Origin of the sequence: Alkalibacillus flavidus, from assembly GCF_040545925.1 — a bacterium.
Lineage (GTDB): Bacteria > Bacillota > Bacilli > Bacillales > Alkalibacillaceae > Alkalibacillus > Alkalibacillus flavidus.
Genome location: NZ_JBEPMX010000002.1, coordinates 173,877 through 192,577 on the forward strand (window position 1 = coordinate 173,877; position 18,701 = coordinate 192,577).

Consider the following 18,701-nt stretch of genomic DNA (forward strand, 5'->3'; position numbering starts at 1 on the left):
TATTATAACGAAAATAAAGCGTTTTCTCAAAGGATTAATAGCCTTGTTCTTGGCGTTCGTGATTTTTTTCATTCTTATCGATATAAGCTTGGACAATATCGTCTGTAGAAAATGATAATACGTGACCTAACGCCAAATACTGATTCATAAGCCTATCATAGTCAACTCGATCTTTCGATTGCTTTAACCGTTCTATAGCTGAATACACCGATTGAAAACCTGTTGTTAGACGGTCAACATTAGGAATATCTAGCACTTCATCATCAAAGTGAAAGCCTAAGTCTAACCCGATTGACAAAATAAAATGAATGCCATCGACATACTCCTCTAATATCGTTTCTCGGTCACTTGGTCCTTTTTGACTCCAATATTTAAAGCAACGCGTTTCATTAGCCAATTCGCCAATTTCAACATATAATGCTAACACTTTGTCATCATAAATTTCATCTTTTGTTTGCGGTATCGCATTCATAATATGCTGGTCTAATTCAGCCTGCATTCTGTAAAGTCGTTTCCAATCCATCGATGATAACCTCCTACGTTTCTACTTAATCTGCATGACGTGCAAAATATTCATCCAACGTCCAGATCCATTCACGCCGTCTGAGTATGATAAACATAATAGTAAACAAGATTGCTAATACGATTATATAATGCCAGCTTAATGTGTGTAACCATTGACCAAGTGTCGTATAAAAAACGGCTAATGGCACATTAGACAACACTTGTAACTTCATATAATCACGAAAATTTCGCGTTATTTCAATCATAAGCAACGAAATAAAATGAAAATGTATAAAGGGCATTAAGCGTAACAACACAACTTGAGACGTCGATAAACCGTCTAGTTTATGACTCACGTGGTTTTTTAATTGATTCATTTTATGATTGGTTTTAGATGTGTGAACCATACCATAAAACAACAAGCTTGATAACGTGACGCCGATCCAGGAATAAAAGGTACCGTATGTTAAACCAAACAATAAACCGCCTGTAATACATATAGCCGCCACTGGTATAAATAAAAATGGACGAATGATATGAAAAATAATGAACATAACCGGGGCTACGATAGGGACATGCTGTTTAACATCATCTAACCACGATAGTGTATGTTCCATCTGACTCGCCCCCTATGCGCTAACACTTACTGTATCATATGACACGAGACGAGCCTTTATGACAGGCTAAACGAATAGCAATACAATCATCCACCCAATTGTTAGCGCTGGCATGCCATATTGAAATATAGCATGCTTTGTTTTATGTCGAAACGTAATCATGCCAAACCATGATCCTGGTGCTCCACCAACAAGTGCTATCATCCATAACGAACGTTCAGCAATCCGCCAGTGTCCTTGCTTCGCATAATATTTGTCAAGCCCCATCATGATAAATGCAATAACGCTTGCTATTAAGACTAATACATATAAAAAGATCGTCACAATACCTCTCCTCTTTCATATAGAAAAAGAGCTGCCCTTTTTTTAAGGACAACTCTTATTTAACCGTTATTTTAAAGCTGCTTTTGCTTTTTCAGCTAATTCAGCAAAGCCTTGCTCATCATTTACAGCTAACTCTGCTAGCATTTTACGGTTAACTTCAACACCAGCTAGTTTTAGACCGTGCATGAGACGGCTATATGAAAGGTCGTTCATACGAGCCGCAGCGTTAATACGTGCGATCCATAATTTACGGAAATCACGTTTTTTCTGGCGACGGTCACGGTATGCATACTGACCTGATTTCATGACTTGTTGTTTAGCTGTTTTGAATAACGTTCGTTTTGAACCGTAATAACCTTTGGCTAATTTCAACGTACGCTTACGACGTTGACGTGTTACTGTTCCACCTTTTACACGTGGCATAAGTAATCCCTCCTGATTAATCTTTCTATTTCGCGATCCTTATTATTTATAAGGCATTAATTTGTTTAAACGTGCTTCATCACTTTTAGCAACTGTCGTTTGTTTCGCTAAACGACGCTTTTGGTCTTTAGACTTGTTACGGAATAAGTGACTTGTAAACGCGTGAGAACGTTTGAACTTTCCAGTACCTGTTTTCTTAAAACGCTTTTGTGAACTTTTGTGCGTCTTCATTTTTGGCATGATAAAATCCTCCTCGAATCAAAGTTGTTTAGTTTGCTCACTTTATTTTTCGTTGATCGGAGCAAGCATTAAGAACATATTACGGCCTTCCATCTTCGGCTTCGTCTCAACTGTGCTGTACTCATTACAAGCTTCAGCGAAACGTTCAAGCACTTCTTGGCCTAATTCTTTGTGCGTAATAGCACGGCCACGGAAACGAACACTAACTTTGACTTTATCGCCCTTCTTCAAGAACTTCTGCGCATTACGCGCTTTCGTGTTAAAGTCATGATCCTCGATTTGAGGTGTTAGACGAACTTCTTTCACTTGAACTGTTTTTTGGTTCTTGCGTTGTTCTTTTTCTTTCTTCTGCTGTTCAAAGCGATACTTACCATAGTCCATAATACGAGCTACGGGTGGTTTCGCATTTGGCGCAACTAAGACGAGGTCTAAGTTGGCATTTTCCGCAATATCTAATGCTTCTTGACGTGATTTAACTCCTAATTGTTCACCATTGACATCAATGAGACGTACCTCTTTGGCACGGATCCCCTCATTAACATTCATATCCTTGCTAATAGTGAGCCACCTCCAAAAAATCTTTAAAAGTTAAGGCGCCGCAAGACAAGTGGTTTGCGTTATCGTCGCTTAATAAGCATAAAAAAAGTGTCGGTACACATACTGCACCCACACATACTTATTTCGTCGTTAGATACGCTTTAGGCGTATAAAATGCGAAAATTAAGTTACCTGTCAACTGCTTTCATGCGTCAATCAGGTGAGAAGCGGGTGCTTCTACTTGTCGTTCCTTCGCCTTATTCAATTACTTAACCTAGTATAACGAGTTGTATAGAACCTGTCAACTGTTTTTAGCATAATCATTTTCAAAATAAAGCTTTTCTCAAAGTCCGTTGTTGATATTGTGATCCGCTGCCGGTGGACGCTTTCCGACGACCCGGATGGTCTAGTGTCGACGTTGGCCACAAAAGCTGATTTCATAAGCTTCCTTGACTAATTCTGCGCCGAGTACTCGCAGGCGCAGGACGTGAACGCTTTTAGTCGACCAGGAGTCGCCACCTTCGCTTCTCACAATTCAACAACTCAGTGCTTATAATTGTATATCAAATCAACATTGTAATTTACAACAACTATTTTTAAATAAAAGGTAGCCCCACTTCATGAGGGACTACCTAACAAACTAAAGTTTACGATTTTGCACTTCATCAACAATGCGATTGACGAAGTTGTCTAATGAGATTGTTTCGCTGTCTTGTTCACCGTAACGACGGATGTTGACTGCTTCATCGTTCATTTCTTGATCACCTAGGACGAGTGAATAAGGAATTTTTTGTGTTTGCGATTCACGGATCTTGTAACCTAATTTCTCATCGCGTAGGTCCGTATCAACACGAATACCAGCGTATTGTAGCTTCTCTTCAACTTTCTTCACATAATCCATATGCGCATCTAAAGACACTGGAATAATGCGAACTTGCTCTGGTGCTAACCACGTCGGGAATGCCCCTTTATATTCTTCAATTAAGAATGCTACGAAACGTTCCATCGTTGATACAACACCACGGTGAATGACCACTGGACGGTGTTCTTTCCCGTCTTCACCAATATACGTTAAATCAAAACGATTCGGTAAGTGGAAGTCAAGCTGGACAGTCGATAGTGTTTCGTCTTTTCCGAGAGCTGTTTTCACTTGGACGTCTAATTTCGGACCATAGAATGCCGCTTCGCCTTGTGCTTCGACATAATCAACATCCATTTCTTCCATCGTTTCTTTTAATAACGCCTCTGCTTTATTCCACATTTCATCATTATCAACGTATTTCTCATTATCAGCTGGATCACGATATGATAAGCGGAAATAGTAATCGTTTAATCCAAAGTCTTGATAAACATTTTGAATCATGTGCACGACGCGCATGAATTCTTCTTTTAATTGGTCTGGACGTGCGAAGATGTGCGCATCATTCAGCGTCATCGCACGAACACGTTGCAAGCCAGCTAAAGCACCTGACATTTCGTGACGATGCATTGTGCCGAGTTCAGCAATACGGACTGGTAAATGACGATAACTATATAGTTGATTTTTGTATACCATCATGTGGTGCGGACAATTCATCGGACGTAACACTAAATCTTCATTATCCATTTCCATTGTTGGGAACATGTCGTCTTGGTAATGATCCCAATGTCCACTCGTTTTATACAAATCAACACTGCCCAATACAGGTGTGTACACATGGTCATAACCTAAACGCTCTTCTAAATCAACAATATAGCGTTCAATCGTACGTCTTATCGTTGCCCCTTTCGGAAGCCAAAGTGGTAACCCTTGTCCGACTTTTTGTGAGACCGTAAAGATTTCAAGCTCTTTTCCAAGTTTACGGTGGTCACGCTCTTTCGCTTCTTCAAGCAGACGTAAATGTTCATCTAGCTCACTTTGCTTTTCAAACGCGGTACCATAAACACGCTGCAACATTTTATTGTTACTATCGCCACGCCAATAAGCGCCTGAGATCGATAGTAATTTGAAGACTTTAATTTTGCCTGTGTGCGGAATATGTACACCGCGACACAAATCAAAGAATTCACCTTGTTCATAGATCGACACTTGCTCGCCTTCAGGGATGTCATCAATTAATTCTAACTTCAAGTCATCACCGATTTTGCGGTAACGTTCTTTCGCTTCCTCACGCGACACATCAACACGTTGAATTTCTAGCGCTTCATCGACGATTTTCTTCATTTCTTTTTCGATTTTAGGTAGGTCTTCCGGCGAAATCGTTTCCTCCATATCGATGTCATAATAAAATCCGCCTTCAATGACCGGACCTACGCCTAGTTTTACATCGCCGTATAAACGTTTAATCGCTTGTGCCATTAAATGAGCCGTTGAATGGCGCAACACTTCTAATCCTTCTTCATCGCGATACGTCACAATTTGAATGTCACCATCGTCATACAATGGCGTACGTAAGTCAACCATCTCACCATTAAACTTGCCCGCTAACGCTTGTTTCTTCAAGCCAGAACTAATCGAGCCAGCAATATCTTCTGTCGTCGTTCCTTGTGGAAACTCCTTTGCATTTCCATCAGGAAACGTTACTTGAATCATCTCACTCATGTTAAATTTCCACCTTTCTTTAATGATTATTACGTTATCTAAGACCATTAAAAAACACTCGTCCCTTAATCCAAAAGGGACGAGTGTGATTAACCCGTGGTTCCACCCTGATTCTGCTTCATATAAGCAGCTCTCAAGTCGTCGTTAACGCCGACGTGACGGTCATTATTACTGAGAAAAGTATTATTCCGTTCACAACAACTGCTCCGAGGTGGTAAACAATTTAGCATACTTGAAAGTTTTCAGCCATGACTTCCTTCTCTGTAAAGCTGTGTTAAATTGTTTCTATCCTCATCAACACATAACACGTATATTATGTACGTATTATATCGATGTTTATGATAAAAATCAATATCTATTGATCAACTTCTTGATAGGTTGTTTATTTCATGTGGAAATTCATGCTCCTCAAAAATAGTTGCGCGTTCTTGAAACAAATTTTTAACTTGATACAATGCATGCGTCTTTCGATAATTAGTAAAAATGTTGATCAATTCTGGCCTTAAAGATAACAGGCCATTCGTTAACGAGGGAATGATCAAGTAATCAGTTATAACCCTTTCTGTCGGTTGATCGATCCGTTTGCCTGTATCATCGAAAAACAACAATACATCAGCATCATACACATCGATACGACGATACAATGATCTTGATTGATCAATCCATTGCCGTAATCGCTCCATTTGATCTTGGAATTGCATTTCAAATTGCCACTCGTCAATCGCATATCCAACAACATCAACCCAATCTGAGTGACCATCAAACATAAATAGCTCGAGATTTGACAAGCTGATGTCATAAGGCGTTTCTAATTGGTGGACGTAACGAACTAAATGTGAATACAAGGATGTTAATTGACTATGTAATGGCAACGTATCCTCACTAAGGTTTAAAACAAACGGCATAATTTGCTCAATCTCTTCGTCGACTAAGTAATAATGATCTTTCAACATTCGCTTTGAATGTTTCGGTACCATCACAGCTTGCACATAAGAAAATAGTAAATCTAACCAACGAGACCACAAAACACTTTCGGTCGCAATCATTCGTACGACATTTGGATCATTAGTAACATGACTAAAAAATTGCTTGTCTTGATGCGAAAACATAACCCACTGCCTTGCATCAGCAGCTGTTTCAAAACGTAATACCCATTCTTTCATGATTCATCCCTCTTTCATCACAGTCGATATTACACCGTATGAAAAAAAGGAGGAAAACATGAAAACGCGACCTAAACAATTATAGGTCGCGGTGGTTATCGCCTGTCACTTCAACAGGTTCACTCACTTGTCTAATACGTTCCATAATTCGGGCGGCTTTTACTTCTTCTAAATCGGACTTACCGACTTTTGAAAACATTAACTCTAGTTCATTTAAATCATAATTCGATGTAAAAAATACAGGCAGGCGTTCCATCATACGGAATTGTAAAATCGCCCCGAGCACTTCATCCCTGAACCATGCTGAAGAAAATTCGGCCCCTATATCATCAAAAACGAGAACCGATGCCCGTTTAAACCGATCAATCTTTTCGTTAATCGTCGAATCGCTAATCGATGCTTTCATTTCACGGACAAATTCAGGCATATAAATAAACATCGTGTCCACCTGGATCGTCGCTAATTCTTGAGCTAATGCGCCTAACATATACGTTTTACCTACACCAAAACTACCGTGTAAGAACAGCCCTTTTTGCGGTAATTGATCTTGACTATCTTTAAAAAATTGCTGGATCCGCTTCAATGCTTCCGAACGGCCTGTTACATCTAATTTAATTTGCGAAAAACTAGCTTCGTGGACTTCCTTTGGCATATGCAAACTTTGGACAAATGAGCGTTGTTTTTCCATTTGAATCGCTTTTTGTTTGCGTTGACACTCATGATACATCAATTTAATTCGACCATTCTGTACGTGAGCCTCAGGAACATAGCCAGGAATCACATTGATACAGCCTTCGAGCGATGGACATTTCTTACAATTAAGCGATTGATAATCATATTCGTACAATTTAATTAATTGTTTATCAATCTGTTCTCGCGTTAGTTCTGGGTGTTCGGCTAATAGCGCCTGAATACGCTCTGATTGCAAAATTTTGTCGCGCATGTCATTCATCGATGTTTGAAAGTTTTCATTGTTTTTCAGCCAACTATTTAAGGCTGATTGGATCGGTTCCATCGTCATCATCCTTCAACTATTGTTTCGGTTGCGAAAAGCTTTTGAAAAAGGCTTCTAATTCTTCATCGCGTTCCTCTGATTGCTGTTCTTCATTTGGTGTGGCTTGTGATTGTTTCTGTTTTTGTTCTTTTTGCTGTTTGAACCATTTCGGTATGACTTCATTTGATTTTTTGGATGGCGATTGCTTAGCTGACGAGCGCTGTTGTTTTTTCTGTTGCCACGTTTGATACATTTTATGTTCTTGCTTAGCTAAATTCATCGCTTGTTCTGCCGTTTTAATACCTTCCCGACTCCAATGAGCGGCAATCGTTTCAATATAACTGCGGTTAAGCTTCTTTGCGTTTTTGTTAAGGACATAATGAACGAGAACATTCATGACCGGTTGTGTTAGACCGTGCTCCTCCATCACTTGTGTTAGCATGTCAACTTCTTTCATAGAGGCCAAACCGGAACTCGCATAGTCTTCTAATAATTCTCGGTGTGTAATTTGATTAAAATGTTGCACTAAACGTTCTTGTTTCGTTGCCGTCGTTTTCTCTTGAGGCTGTGTCGATTCTGGTTGCGTTTCTTCCATTGCTTCATGTTTAGCATATAAACGCGGTGGTACAGACCCATGCTTTTTATGATAAATATCTTTGCACATATCAAGGAATTCTTGACGGTCAAATACAGCATCTTCATTAATGGCCCACAGCAAGGCTTTTTCCAACTCTAAATAATCAACGTCATAAATTTTGATAACTTTTTCCATATACGATAAATTGGCGTTCGTTAAAATGTGTTTCGGTTCGATTTGTTGTTGCGTTAACATTTTATACAACCACTCTAGCGGTAATTCAGTATTAATAACAAGTGACTCATCTTGCGTTTCCTGAACCGGCTGTCGTTTATGTTTTAACGTCGTAAACACGTCATCGAAATGAACGGTCACATCTTCTACTGATTGATCGAGTTGAGGTGTTGGCGCTAGACGTTGTTGCAATGATTGGTGTGTTTCTTTTCCGACATGATGTTCTAATAAAATCGATAACGTCGGGTGATCAAAAAATTGATAGGCCGAAACCGGTCTTCTTAAAACATAATAATACGTTCGATACGTATCATCGTGCTTGAATGTTTTCAATAAACCAATGCCTTCCAACTTCTGACGTGCTTCGTAAACATCATCTAAGGACATATTTAACAACCCCATCAGATGATGGTGTGATAACTGTGAAGAACGAGCATCATGTTCACGCCAAAGCATTTGATACAGCGCAACACTCTTCATCCCAATTAACGGTTGGTATAACAAAGTCAATACTGCGTGAACATCTTCAAAAAATGCCGTCCGTTTCATAATGACGCACTGGTCATTAGGCAATAAATGTTTCATTCGATCTTGCACGTTCTTCACCTCCTGATCACGACGAATTATTCTTTGTCCGATTAATCATGTCATTCAATTCGTTCATGAACACATTGATATCTTTAAACTGACGATACACGGATGCAAATCGGACGTATGCTACTTCGTCCACTTCAGCTAACCTGTCCATAATGAGTTCACCAATATCATGACTCATAATTTCGGAATTACCTGCATCACGCAAATCGCGCTCTACCTCAAATGCTACTTGCTCGATTTGTTCAAGTGAAACCGGTCGCTTTTCGCACGCTTTAATCAAGCCTCGCTTAAGCTTCTCACGATTAAATTCCTCACGTGTCCCTTCTTTCTTCACAACGATTAATGGGATTTCCTCAACACGTTCAAATGTTGTGAAACGATACTGGCAACCGTCGCATTCGCGGCGTCTACGTATGGATTTCCCTTCATCTATTGGACGTGAATCTAACACTCTCGTCGTTTTTTCATCGCAATTTGGGCATCTCATGATTTCGCACCTCTGACTTTTATTCACTGAATCGTATATTTAGTATAACAAATATGTATGACCGTCATAAATTGTTGGTTAGTTATTTCCTCGATTTGGCGAATTCCAGTTTAAATCGAGAGACTCAATCGCTTCTATCAATCTGTTCTCACCGACGACGTGGTAAGTGTCTTGCATATTAGGCGTTTGCAAATAATCTTCTGTCATTCTAAGTGATAATGGCCTCGAGCCGTAATCTGAGTCGTGCTCAATATAAACCGTATAAGCCACTTGATGGAAATTCCCCGAAATCGGCTTTAATTCAAGTTGTTCAATCGTATCCACTATTTTAGATTGTTCACTTTCATTAGCTAATTCAGCAAATTGAAACGGGATACCACTATTAAAATTATGTTTTTCGATCCGCATTTGTTGGATTGGATTACCGTTGACATCGTCTAATAACGTTTCTCCTGAGACAACTTCTACTTCTTCACGTGTCGTCACATAGAGAACACTTCCTATAATGAAAAATATTAACGAAAATATGATCATCGAGCGGTTCATATACTGTCACCTTCTAATGTTTCATGTGACTATCATTTTATCACATTCCAACCGATAAGCGTATGGAGAAAATCGTCATACAAATTAAAAAGATCCCGAAAACAATCGGGACCCTCTCACTTTATGTTTGATGAATGACTAATTGATTGCCTACATATCGAACAAGATCGACGACACGACATGAATAACCCCATTCATTATCATACCAAGCTAATACTTTCACTTTACGATTATCCATCACCATCGTTGATAAACCATCTACGATTGATGAATAAGGCGATGTCGTATAATCGATCGATACAAGTGGATCTTGATTAATAGATAAATACTCATTTAATTCACCATTCATCGCCTCAACAAACGCTTGATTAACCTCTTCCTCTGTCACATCTGTCTCCAAATCGACAACGAGATCGACTAAGGATACATTCGGCGTTGGTACACGCAAAGCCATACCGTGTAATTTACCTTTCAAGTCAGGCAACACGTCATTGATTGCTTTAGCAGCACCCGTAGATGTTGGAATAATCGACTGTGTACACCCGCGTGCGCGTCGTAAATCTTTATGTGGGTTATCTAAGTTTTGTTGATCGTTCGTAAACGCATGCACTGTCGTCATTAAACCGCTTTCAATTCCGAAGTTTTCATGTAAAACTTTAGCAACAGGTGCTAGACAGTTCGTCGTGCAAGACGCATTTGAAATAACTTGATGGTCGTTCGGGTTGTAGTCTGATTCGTTAACCCCCATCACAATCGTTTGATCAGCTGGCTTGCCTGGTGCAGTTAACACGACTTTTTGTGCACCTGCATCTATATGTGGTTGTGCCTGTTCAGTTGAATTAAATTTACCTGTAGCTTCAATGACAATATCAATACCTAATTCATCCCAAGGTAATTCAGCAGGATTACGATTCGATACTGTTTGAACAACTTGTTGGTCAATCACTAAATGATCACCGTCAATTTCGACCGTCCCATCATAATGACCATGTACTGAATCATAACGTATTAAATGAGCAAGCGTTTCAACCGGATAACTTGCATTAATGGCTATGACATCCAATTGATCATCTTTCATCGCACGTCGAAACACCATGCGTCCGATTCGACCAAATCCATTAATTGCTACTTTTGTTGCGTTCATTTGAAGTCCCCCTCACCATGCATCTTACGCTCAATTGTATAACGTTTTATCAATAATAGTATAACACATTAAACGCATTCTTGTGAGAGATTGTGGTGAAAAAAACAAAAAAATTATGACTTAAATGAGGACGTGTTAATCTCCCATTTTTCTAAGACCGACAACAACTGCTCACGACTCGATTCAACCGTACCACCATTATCAATAATGGCATCAGCTCGTTTCTTTTTCTCAGTTATTGGGATTTGTGCGTTAATCCGCTTCAACGCTTGGTCTTCTGATACTTGATCACGTTCAGTTAACCGTGCTAGTTGAACATCCGGATCGACATAAACAACGAGCACTTTATCCACATAATCAAATAACTCACTTTCAAACAGTAACGGTATATCCATTACAATGATTGGATGTCCTTCTTCTTTCAATTGATCACGTTGATCGAGCATCGTTTGTCGAATATGCGGATGAATAATTTGATTTAATTTTTGTCGTTCGTCATCACGTTTAAACACAATCGACCCGAGCACTTCCCGGTTCAATGTCTTATCGTCATGCAACACTTCCTCGCCAAATGTGTCAACAATTTGTTGATATGCTGGTTCTCCTACTTCAACGACCTGGCGCGAAATACGATCAGCATCGATCACTGGTATTCCCCAGTTTGTCAACATATTCGAAACCGTCGATTTACCTGTCGCAATACTACCTGTTAATCCTACAACTAATGACATACGAACACCCCTTATTGTATAAAATGCCATAATCCTAAACTAATTAAAATAACACCTGGCAAAAATGACAGTGCATGAACCCAGTTAAACTGCTGACACCAACGCCCTAACCACAACCCGCTATAAAGAAAAGCAATAGAACATAACCCAATCATCATAGACGTTTGAAATACTGAAATTTGAAGAAAAGCAGCACCTATGCCACTAGCCAATGAATCAAGCGATAACGCTAACGCAATCATCACCGCTTCAATGCCTGTAATCGTACCCGAATGATCGCGGTCAGCTGTTTGTGGTTGTTTTAAAATATTCCATATAAGTGTTAAATTAAAAGTCATTTCACCATTTTCTTGATGCTTTTTAAATTTAACCTTTTGATCCTGTACCCACTGACCGATCACCCAACATCCAATCACGACAAATATTAAACTGCCTATGATATCGGTTAGCATTGGAACCATAAACCGAATGCCATCGCCGATTAAATGCCCGACAAAAAAGCTTAACGCCGTGACGAGACCGACAATCGCGATTGTCTCTTTAGGAACAGAAATGTGACGTAATTGATAGGTCATTCCAAAGAAGAAACTGTCAAAACTAACCGCCAAACTAAGTAACAGCACCATCATGATGACATCAACCAAGTGAAAAAGCTCCTTTCATAAGGGGTTCTGTTTATCTTATGAAAAGAGCTTATAAGCTGTTAGCGATAGACGGGTTGGCAATGAGGGCAAAAATGAGTCCCTCTACCTCCAACTTTTGTTTTCACGATAGGTTGTTGACAGACTACACATGGATTGTCCGTTTGATCATACACCGTTAAATCTAATTGAAATAAGCCGATTTCACCAATCGAATTTAGATACGTACGAATCGATGTACCACCTTTTTCGATCGCTTGTGTTAAGACCTGAACAATTGCTTCATGTAACACTTTCACATCATCATACGTTAACGTATTCGCTACACGTTCAGGGTGTAATCGACTATAAAATAACACTTCATCGACATAAATATTTCCTAATCCTGTCACAATCGCTTGATCTAATAACGTTGGCTTGAGTAAACGTGTCGTTTTCATTAATCGGTCATATAAATAATCGGGAGTAAAATCATCACTAAACGGTTCTAACCCTAATTTACTAATCGGTGGTGTGTCTAATTCAGTCCCTTTACGTTTTAGATGCATCGTGCCGAATTTACGAACGTCTTTATAACGTAATTCTTGATTATGATCGAGTTGAAAACGAACATGCGTATGCGTATCAACAGGCTCATCATTCGGAAACACTCCATATTTCCCTTCCATCCGTAAATGCGACACTAACACATCATCTGTTAAATCAAACAATAAAAACTTGCCTAAACGTCCGACTGATTGGATCGTTTGACCTTTCAGTCTTGCTGTAAATTCATATTGATCATCTGGTTCTTTTATAATACCTGCGTAATCAACGACGACATCATCAATCGTTCTGCCAACGACTAACTCTGATAATGTGCGTCTTACTGTTTCGACTTCTGGTAATTCTGGCATACTTGTTCTCCTCTATTATTTCGCATCGTACCAAGTGTCACCATAAGCGTAATCAACGGTTAACGGTACTGATAAATCAACGGTTTGTTCCATCGCCTCTTTCACAATAGCTTCAAGCGATTCAACATCCTCTTTCGCAACGTCAAAAATTAACTCGTCATGCACTTGCAACAGCATCGTTGCTTGAATATCCGTTTCAGCTAATTTAGTCGTGACATCGATCATCGCTTGCTTAATAATATCGGCCGCGCTTCCTTGAATCGGTGAGTTCATTGCCGTTCGCTCAGCAAAACTACGCTTATTGAAATTACGGCTATTAATATCTGGCAAGTAACGGCGACGATTCATAATCGTTTCAACATAACCGTCACGTTTCGCTCGCGTGACGATATCATCCATGTACTGTTTAACCCCTGGGTAGCTCTCAAAATACTTGTTAATAAATTGTTCCGCTTCTTTACGAGAAATACCGAGATTTTGACTTAACCCGTAGTCACTAATGCCATAAACAATACCGAAGTTCACGGCTTTAGCTTGGCGACGCATCAAGTCATCGATCTCTTCCTCCTTTACATCAAACACGTCCATCGCTGTTTGTGTGTGAATATCTTTGCCATTGTTGAACGCTTCGATTAATTTGTCGTCATTCGCGATGTGAGCAAGCACTCGCAATTCGATTTGCGAATAGTCCGCCGCAAATAAGACAGCATTGTCACCCGATGGAATGAACGCTTGGCGAATTTTGCGACCTTCTTCTAACCTGATCGGGATATTTTGTAAGTTTGGTTCAACTGAGCTAAGACGACCTGTTTGTGTTAACACTTGATTGAACCGTGTATGAATCTTTTGATTGTCTTCATGAACGACTTTCATTAGGCCTTCAAGATACGTCGACTGTAATTTCGATAGTTGTCGATAATGGAGAATTTGATCGACAATTTCGTGTTCATGTTGTAGTTTCTCTAAAACATCGGCTGACGTTGAATAACCCGTTTTTGTTTTTTTGATGACCGGTAACTCCAAGTCTTCGAATAACACTTTACCTAACTGTTTCGGCGAATTAATATTGAATTCTGAACCGGCTAATTCATGTATCCGCTTTTCGATGGAATCTAACCGTTCAGTCAAGTCTTGGTTCATCGTTTGTAAGCGTTCGACATCAATTTTGATCCCATTGTACTCCATATTAGCTAATATACTTGATAACGGCATTTCTAATTGGTAATATAACGATTCTTGTTCATTTTGTTTTAACTCTTGTTGTAATATATCAAATAGCTGATAGCCTGCGATTGCTTTGCGAACAATGTGATCATAATAGGTTGATTCGTCAGGCAAATGCTGTTTGGCTCCTTTGCCGTAAATTTCTTCATCGTACGATACGTTAGCTACGTTATAGTGATTCGCTATGGACGTAATATTTCCGTCATGACTAGACGGATTGGCAATATATGCTGCTAACTGTAAATCGAATTCAATACCTTGAACTTCTATACCCCGCCATTTTAACGCTACAACTAACGCTTTTTTATTGAAGACTAGTTTAGGTTGGTCATTGTCGTTTAAAAAGTTTCGAAAAGCTTCTTGTTCTAAGACAGATGTCGGTAACATATAGGTTCCATGACTATTTACTAAACCGAAACCAATAATCTCGGTTTCGTGATAGTTGTCATCGAGCATTTCCATATACAACAGATTAGCCTTTGAATCGAGTTGAACATCATTGAAATCATCGATGACCTCAAAATCAACGGTTTCATACGAAGATTCATGACCACCATCAACCGACTGAATCAACGATTGAAAGCCATACGTCTTAAACACTTCTAAGACATCTTTTGATTCATACCCGCTATAGTTTAAATCTTGTAATGAGATCTCAAGTGGCGAATCTTGCTTAATCGTCACAAGCTGTTTACTCATTATTGCTTCATCATGATTGGCTTCAAGTTTTTCTTTTAATTTTTTGCCTGATACATTGTCTAAATTGTCATAGATGGACTCCACAGTTCCAAACTGATTGATTAATTTAACAGCCGTTTTCTCTCCAACTCCTGGTACACCAGGGATATTATCCGATTGATCGCCCATCAATGCTTTTAAATCAATAATCTGCTCTTTTGAAATCCCCATCTTATCTTGTATCGTCTCAGGTGTGTACGTTTCTATTTCACTTACACCTTTACGCGTTAGCGACACTTGTGTGTTGTTTGAGGCTAATTGTAATAAATCTTTGTCACCCGAATAGACAGTGGTCGGGTGACCTGCATTGTCCGCTTCTTTTACAATTGTGCCGATAATATCGTCGGCTTCGTATTGATCAAGTTCATAATATTTTACGCCGAAAGCATCTAGCACCTCACGAACGATCGGAAATTGCTCAGACAATTCAGGCGGTGTCTTCTGCCTGCCACCCTTATATTCTTGATACGTCTCGTGTCGGAATGTTGTTTTACCAGCATCAAATGCCACTAATATATGTGATGGATCATGATCTTCAAATACTTTTAATAACATTTTCGTAAAACCGAATACAGCATTCGTATGAACACCTTGCTCGTTACTTAACAACGGTAAGGCGAAAAACGATCGATATAAAATACTGTTACCATCGATTAACACTAACTCTTTTGCCATATTGAACACCTCTTCAAATATTCATTCAACCACTAATTAGTATAACAAATAGCCATCGTTTATTGCGGTAACGTGACGTAAATCGTAGTTCCATGTCCTTCTTCACTATCTAAAGCTATGGATCCTTCATGAGCTTCAACAATATGCTTCACAATCGACAACCCTAAACCTGTTCCTCCAGAATGACGGCTTCTCGCTTTATCAACTCGGTAGAATCGCTCAAAAATTCGTTCATGCGCCGATTTTGGAATTCCAATACCTGTATCCGAAACACTAATGACAATCGATTCACCATCATGAAGAACATCTAACGTGATTGTCCCACCTTCTTCAGTATATTGAATCGCGTTATGAATTAAATTTAACATTAACTGATAAATGCGGTAATAATCTGCTTTGATCTTTAATTCATGATCGCAATTAAACTTTAATGTTAACGAATTAGCTTCGATTTGCGATTTTACAACGGCTGTGACGTCTTCCACTAATGATTGAGCGTCAAACTCAGACCGTTTAAGACTATAACCTTCTTTTTCTAATACAGATAAATCTAATAAGTCTTGAACTAAAATATTGAGCCTTTTCGTTTCTTTTTTGATAATCGTTAAAAACTGACCTCGTTTTTCTTCGTCCATCGCCGGAGCATCGAGCAATGTTTCAGCAAACCCTTGGATCGATGTGACAGGCGTTTTCAGTTCATGTGACACATTCGCAACAAAATCTTTACGCACTCGTTCTAGACGTTTAATTTCGGTTATTTCATGAGATACAATGACAACGCCACGCCAATCGCTTTCTTGTCCTTTAATTGGAGCCAAATATAACTCAAAGAACCGTCCGTCATGTGTTTCAATCGTTTGTTGTAATTTATCTTCAGTAAATATCGCCTCTTGAATGGCATTATTAATTTGGTCCTGTAAAATAACGTCATAGTATATTTCGCCAATAAATGGAATAGACTTCGTTTCAAATTGATTAATGAAAGCATCATTAACCAATCGTGTCATCCCTTTTTCATTAATTAATAACACGCCACTTTCCATATTATTGACAACGGTCTTTAAACGACTGTTTTGGTTTTCATATTTCGTCGTGACGTATTGCAAATGACGTCCTAATCGATTAACTAATAGCCCTAACTCCGATGCTACACCATACGGTAACTCATCAACTCTCGCTTCATAATTACCACTTGCTAATTCTTTAGATGTTTCCGTTGCTTGAATAGCAGGTTCAACATAACTATCATATAACCGATTACCGAAACGCCACAATAATATCGCCGTAAACAATGAAAAAGCGAACACACTCCACCAAATCGTTTGAGACAATGCCGGAAGAGGTAAAGGCTTTGTCGTGATCGTTAAATAATCTTGATTGTCATAAGTGTACGTCATCATTAAACGATTATTGATTAACGTCGCATAACCAAAATCATCGGTATTGTTCCGAATCGTTCGAATCACATTTAATTGGTCGTTTTGAAATGTATGTAAAATGCGTTCTTCAGATGGATTTTCATAGAATAAATCGACATTAAATTGACGGCTGTAATCATCAAGCGTGTTTTGTTTAGAATTCATCGAGCTTTGACCAATTTGTTCTGCGATATACGGTGCCTCTCCCATTAATTGATCTTCATAAGCACTTGTCACGTAATAACGAGCGATTTGATTAAATAATGCACCAATCAAGACAATCATAATAATACTAAAGACGATGTATAAAATAATTGTCCGCTTTTCTATAACAGTTCTCACTTATGATCCCTCAATCTTATAACCAACTCCTCTTACCGTTTTAATGAGCGTTGGTTTTTTTGGATTATCTTCTAATTTATCTCGCAAGTGGCTAATATGGACATCAACCATACGCGTATCCCCCATATAATCGAAATCCCAAATGTCTTTTAATAAAACATCACGACTGACTGGTTTACCGGGTTGCTTGGCTAGATAAAGCAATAATTCGAATTCTTTTTGAGTAAAACTAACAGGTTCCCCTTGCTTATAGACTTGATAATAATCTTCATCGATTGTGACATCATGCAATTTAATGGTGTCATCTGATGAAGGCTGTGATGAAGTGAAACGACGTAATACGGCATGAATACGAGCCATTAATTCCTTTGGGCTAAACGGTTTGGTCATATAATCGTCCGCACCGACATTTAACCCCGCAATTTTATCTTCTTCTTCACCTTTAGCCGTCAACATAATAACAGGCGTCTGGTATTGTTCAGCGCGCATTTTTTGGCATACTTGAACACCGTCTACTTCTGGTAACATGAGGTCTAATACGACTAAATCGAATGTGTTATGCTTCAAAGAGTCTAACGCTGCTTGTCCATCATGAACGACTGTCGTTTGAAACCCTTCCTCAGTTGCATGGTGGTCAATAAGTGTTGTAATTGATAGCTCATCATCTACAATTAATAATTTTTTAGTCATGAATCCAACAACTCCCAAATATTAATCAGGCTTTTCCTTTTATTATATAATAGTTGAAGTATTTGTTCACTATATCACGCTGATTCATAATAAAAAGATCTTAGCACAAAACCTCATCAAGCAAAGAAAACCCGAACGATTTAATTAGAAAATAAATCGTTCGGGTTTCTGCTTAATTGACGCTCCATCAAAACACTTCGCTTTCCGTGGGCACGGCTCGAGCCAGGCACCATCATCGAATAAGCTGCCTTGCAACTTCCACCGAGGAAGCCTGCCACGAAGCGCTGCTAGAAGACGCAGGTGCATCCCTCGGAAGAAAAACGCTTCCTGCGGGGTCTCGAGACTCGTACTGTTCCCACAGGAGTCTACGCGTTTTGA

The 18,701-nt window shown here is 39.1% G+C and carries 19 protein-coding genes and 2 other annotated features; all 19 genes read right to left on the bottom strand.

Going from position 1 to position 18,701, the window contains the following annotated elements; translation table 11 throughout:
* Positions 1-34: 34 nt before the first annotated feature.
* The 19 genes from ABID56_RS03445 to ABID56_RS03535 all read right to left on the bottom strand — a co-directional run bounded on the left by ABID56_RS03445 (position 35) and on the right by ABID56_RS03535 (position 18,323).
* Positions 35-523, bottom strand: coding sequence for a dUTP diphosphatase (locus tag ABID56_RS03445; RefSeq protein ID WP_354219217.1), 489 nt, complete (start codon positions 521-523; stop codon positions 35-37).
* A gap of 25 nt (positions 524-548) precedes the next feature.
* Positions 549-1,121 carry a TVP38/TMEM64 family protein gene (locus ABID56_RS03450; protein WP_354219218.1) on the bottom strand — a complete coding sequence of 191 codons (573 nt, stop codon included), beginning with the start codon at positions 1,119-1,121 and terminating at the stop codon, positions 549-551.
* Positions 1,122-1,187: 66 nt separating this feature from the next.
* Entirely contained in the window at positions 1,188-1,445 is a 258-nt protein-coding gene (locus ABID56_RS03455) for a DUF1294 domain-containing protein (protein WP_354219219.1), read from the bottom strand.
* 66 nt (positions 1,446-1,511) lie between these two features.
* Positions 1,512-1,868, bottom strand: coding sequence for a 50S ribosomal protein L20 (gene rplT, locus ABID56_RS03460; RefSeq protein WP_354219220.1), 357 nt, complete (start codon positions 1,866-1,868; stop codon positions 1,512-1,514).
* Positions 1,869-1,910: 42 nt separating this feature from the next.
* On the bottom strand, positions 1,911-2,108 hold the full coding sequence (gene rpmI / locus ABID56_RS03465; RefSeq protein ID WP_354219221.1) for a 50S ribosomal protein L35: 198 nt from the start codon (positions 2,106-2,108) through the stop codon (positions 1,911-1,913).
* A 42-nt stretch (positions 2,109-2,150) separates the two neighbouring features.
* Positions 2,151-2,654, bottom strand: a complete 504-nt coding sequence (gene infC / locus ABID56_RS03470) for a translation initiation factor IF-3 (protein ID WP_354219222.1) — start codon at positions 2,652-2,654, stop codon at positions 2,151-2,153.
* Positions 2,655-2,741: 87 nt separating this feature from the next.
* Positions 2,742-2,894 (bottom strand) — a sequence feature (ribosomal protein L20 leader region).
* A gap of 391 nt (positions 2,895-3,285) precedes the next feature.
* Positions 3,286-5,226 carry a threonine--tRNA ligase gene (gene thrS / locus ABID56_RS03475; RefSeq protein WP_354219223.1) on the bottom strand — a complete coding sequence of 647 codons (1,941 nt, stop codon included), beginning with the start codon at positions 5,224-5,226 and terminating at the stop codon, positions 3,286-3,288.
* A 72-nt stretch (positions 5,227-5,298) separates the two neighbouring features.
* Positions 5,299-5,533 (bottom strand) — a binding site (T-box leader).
* A gap of 55 nt (positions 5,534-5,588) precedes the next feature.
* The gene (locus tag ABID56_RS03480) at positions 5,589-6,389 is read right to left on the bottom strand and encodes a hypothetical protein (protein ID WP_354219224.1); all 801 of its coding nucleotides are present in this window, start codon (positions 6,387-6,389) and stop codon (positions 5,589-5,591) included.
* A 79-nt stretch (positions 6,390-6,468) separates the two neighbouring features.
* The gene (gene dnaI, locus ABID56_RS03485; protein ID WP_354219225.1) at positions 6,469-7,404 is read right to left on the bottom strand and encodes a primosomal protein DnaI; all 936 of its coding nucleotides are present in this window, start codon (positions 7,402-7,404) and stop codon (positions 6,469-6,471) included.
* A gap of 16 nt (positions 7,405-7,420) precedes the next feature.
* Entirely contained in the window at positions 7,421-8,791 is a 1,371-nt protein-coding gene (locus tag ABID56_RS03490) for a replication initiation and membrane attachment family protein (RefSeq protein WP_354219226.1), read from the bottom strand.
* 16 nt (positions 8,792-8,807) lie between these two features.
* Entirely contained in the window at positions 8,808-9,278 is a 471-nt protein-coding gene (gene nrdR, locus ABID56_RS03495) for a transcriptional regulator NrdR (protein WP_354219227.1), read from the bottom strand.
* 78 nt (positions 9,279-9,356) lie between these two features.
* Entirely contained in the window at positions 9,357-9,824 is a 468-nt protein-coding gene (locus ABID56_RS03500; protein ID WP_354219228.1) for a hypothetical protein, read from the bottom strand.
* A gap of 121 nt (positions 9,825-9,945) precedes the next feature.
* On the bottom strand, positions 9,946-10,968 hold the full coding sequence (locus ABID56_RS03505) for a glyceraldehyde-3-phosphate dehydrogenase (RefSeq protein ID WP_354219229.1): 1,023 nt from the start codon (positions 10,966-10,968) through the stop codon (positions 9,946-9,948).
* 113 nt (positions 10,969-11,081) lie between these two features.
* The gene (gene coaE / locus ABID56_RS03510; protein WP_354219230.1) at positions 11,082-11,699 is read right to left on the bottom strand and encodes a dephospho-CoA kinase; all 618 of its coding nucleotides are present in this window, start codon (positions 11,697-11,699) and stop codon (positions 11,082-11,084) included.
* 11 nt (positions 11,700-11,710) lie between these two features.
* A complete protein-coding gene (gene ytaF / locus ABID56_RS03515; RefSeq protein WP_354219231.1) occupies positions 11,711-12,343 on the bottom strand; it encodes a sporulation membrane protein YtaF in 633 nt (210 codons plus the stop codon).
* Between the two features lie 59 nt (positions 12,344-12,402).
* Positions 12,403-13,236 carry a DNA-formamidopyrimidine glycosylase gene (mutM, locus tag ABID56_RS03520; protein WP_354219232.1) on the bottom strand — a complete coding sequence of 278 codons (834 nt, stop codon included), beginning with the start codon at positions 13,234-13,236 and terminating at the stop codon, positions 12,403-12,405.
* Positions 13,237-13,251: 15 nt separating this feature from the next.
* Positions 13,252-15,873, bottom strand: coding sequence for a DNA polymerase I (polA, locus tag ABID56_RS03525; protein ID WP_354219233.1), 2,622 nt, complete (start codon positions 15,871-15,873; stop codon positions 13,252-13,254).
* Positions 15,874-15,932: 59 nt separating this feature from the next.
* Complete coding sequence (gene pnpS / locus ABID56_RS03530; protein WP_354219234.1) at positions 15,933-17,633, bottom strand: two-component system histidine kinase PnpS; 1,701 nt, start codon at positions 17,631-17,633, stop codon at positions 15,933-15,935.
* Positions 17,634-18,323, bottom strand: coding sequence for a response regulator transcription factor (locus ABID56_RS03535; protein WP_354219235.1), 690 nt, complete (start codon positions 18,321-18,323; stop codon positions 17,634-17,636).
* Positions 18,324-18,701 lie beyond the last annotated feature (378 nt).

What these genes read in the sequence shown, in the direction of transcription:
- ABID56_RS03535 (WP_354219235.1), bottom strand. Translation starts at nt 18,323, where the DNA reads ATGACTAAAAAATTATTAATTGTAGATGATGAGCTATCAATTACAACA.
- rpmI (WP_354219221.1), bottom strand. Translation starts at nt 2,108, where the DNA reads ATGCCAAAAATGAAGACGCACAAAAGTTCACAAAAGCGTTTTAAGAAA.
- ABID56_RS03500 (WP_354219228.1), bottom strand. Translation starts at nt 9,824, where the DNA reads ATGAACCGCTCGATGATCATATTTTCGTTAATATTTTTCATTATAGGA.
- ABID56_RS03480 (WP_354219224.1), bottom strand. Translation starts at nt 6,389, where the DNA reads ATGAAAGAATGGGTATTACGTTTTGAAACAGCTGCTGATGCAAGGCAG.
- rplT (WP_354219220.1), bottom strand. Translation starts at nt 1,868, where the DNA reads ATGCCACGTGTAAAAGGTGGAACAGTAACACGTCAACGTCGTAAGCGT.
- infC (WP_354219222.1), bottom strand. Translation starts at nt 2,654, where the DNA reads ATGAATGTTAATGAGGGGATCCGTGCCAAAGAGGTACGTCTCATTGAT.
- ABID56_RS03445 (WP_354219217.1), bottom strand. Translation starts at nt 523, where the DNA reads ATGGATTGGAAACGACTTTACAGAATGCAGGCTGAATTAGACCAGCAT.
- polA (WP_354219233.1), bottom strand. Translation starts at nt 15,873, where the DNA reads ATGGCAAAAGAGTTAGTGTTAATCGATGGTAACAGTATTTTATATCGA.
- dnaI (WP_354219225.1), bottom strand. Translation starts at nt 7,404, where the DNA reads ATGGAACCGATCCAATCAGCCTTAAATAGTTGGCTGAAAAACAATGAA.
- thrS (WP_354219223.1), bottom strand. Translation starts at nt 5,226, where the DNA reads ATGAGTGAGATGATTCAAGTAACGTTTCCTGATGGAAATGCAAAGGAG.
- ABID56_RS03505 (WP_354219229.1), bottom strand. Translation starts at nt 10,968, where the DNA reads ATGAACGCAACAAAAGTAGCAATTAATGGATTTGGTCGAATCGGACGC.
- mutM (WP_354219232.1), bottom strand. Translation starts at nt 13,236, where the DNA reads ATGCCAGAATTACCAGAAGTCGAAACAGTAAGACGCACATTATCAGAG.
- ABID56_RS03450 (WP_354219218.1), bottom strand. Translation starts at nt 1,121, where the DNA reads ATGGAACATACACTATCGTGGTTAGATGATGTTAAACAGCATGTCCCT.
- nrdR (WP_354219227.1), bottom strand. Translation starts at nt 9,278, where the DNA reads ATGAGATGCCCAAATTGCGATGAAAAAACGACGAGAGTGTTAGATTCA.
- coaE (WP_354219230.1), bottom strand. Translation starts at nt 11,699, where the DNA reads ATGTCATTAGTTGTAGGATTAACAGGTAGTATTGCGACAGGTAAATCG.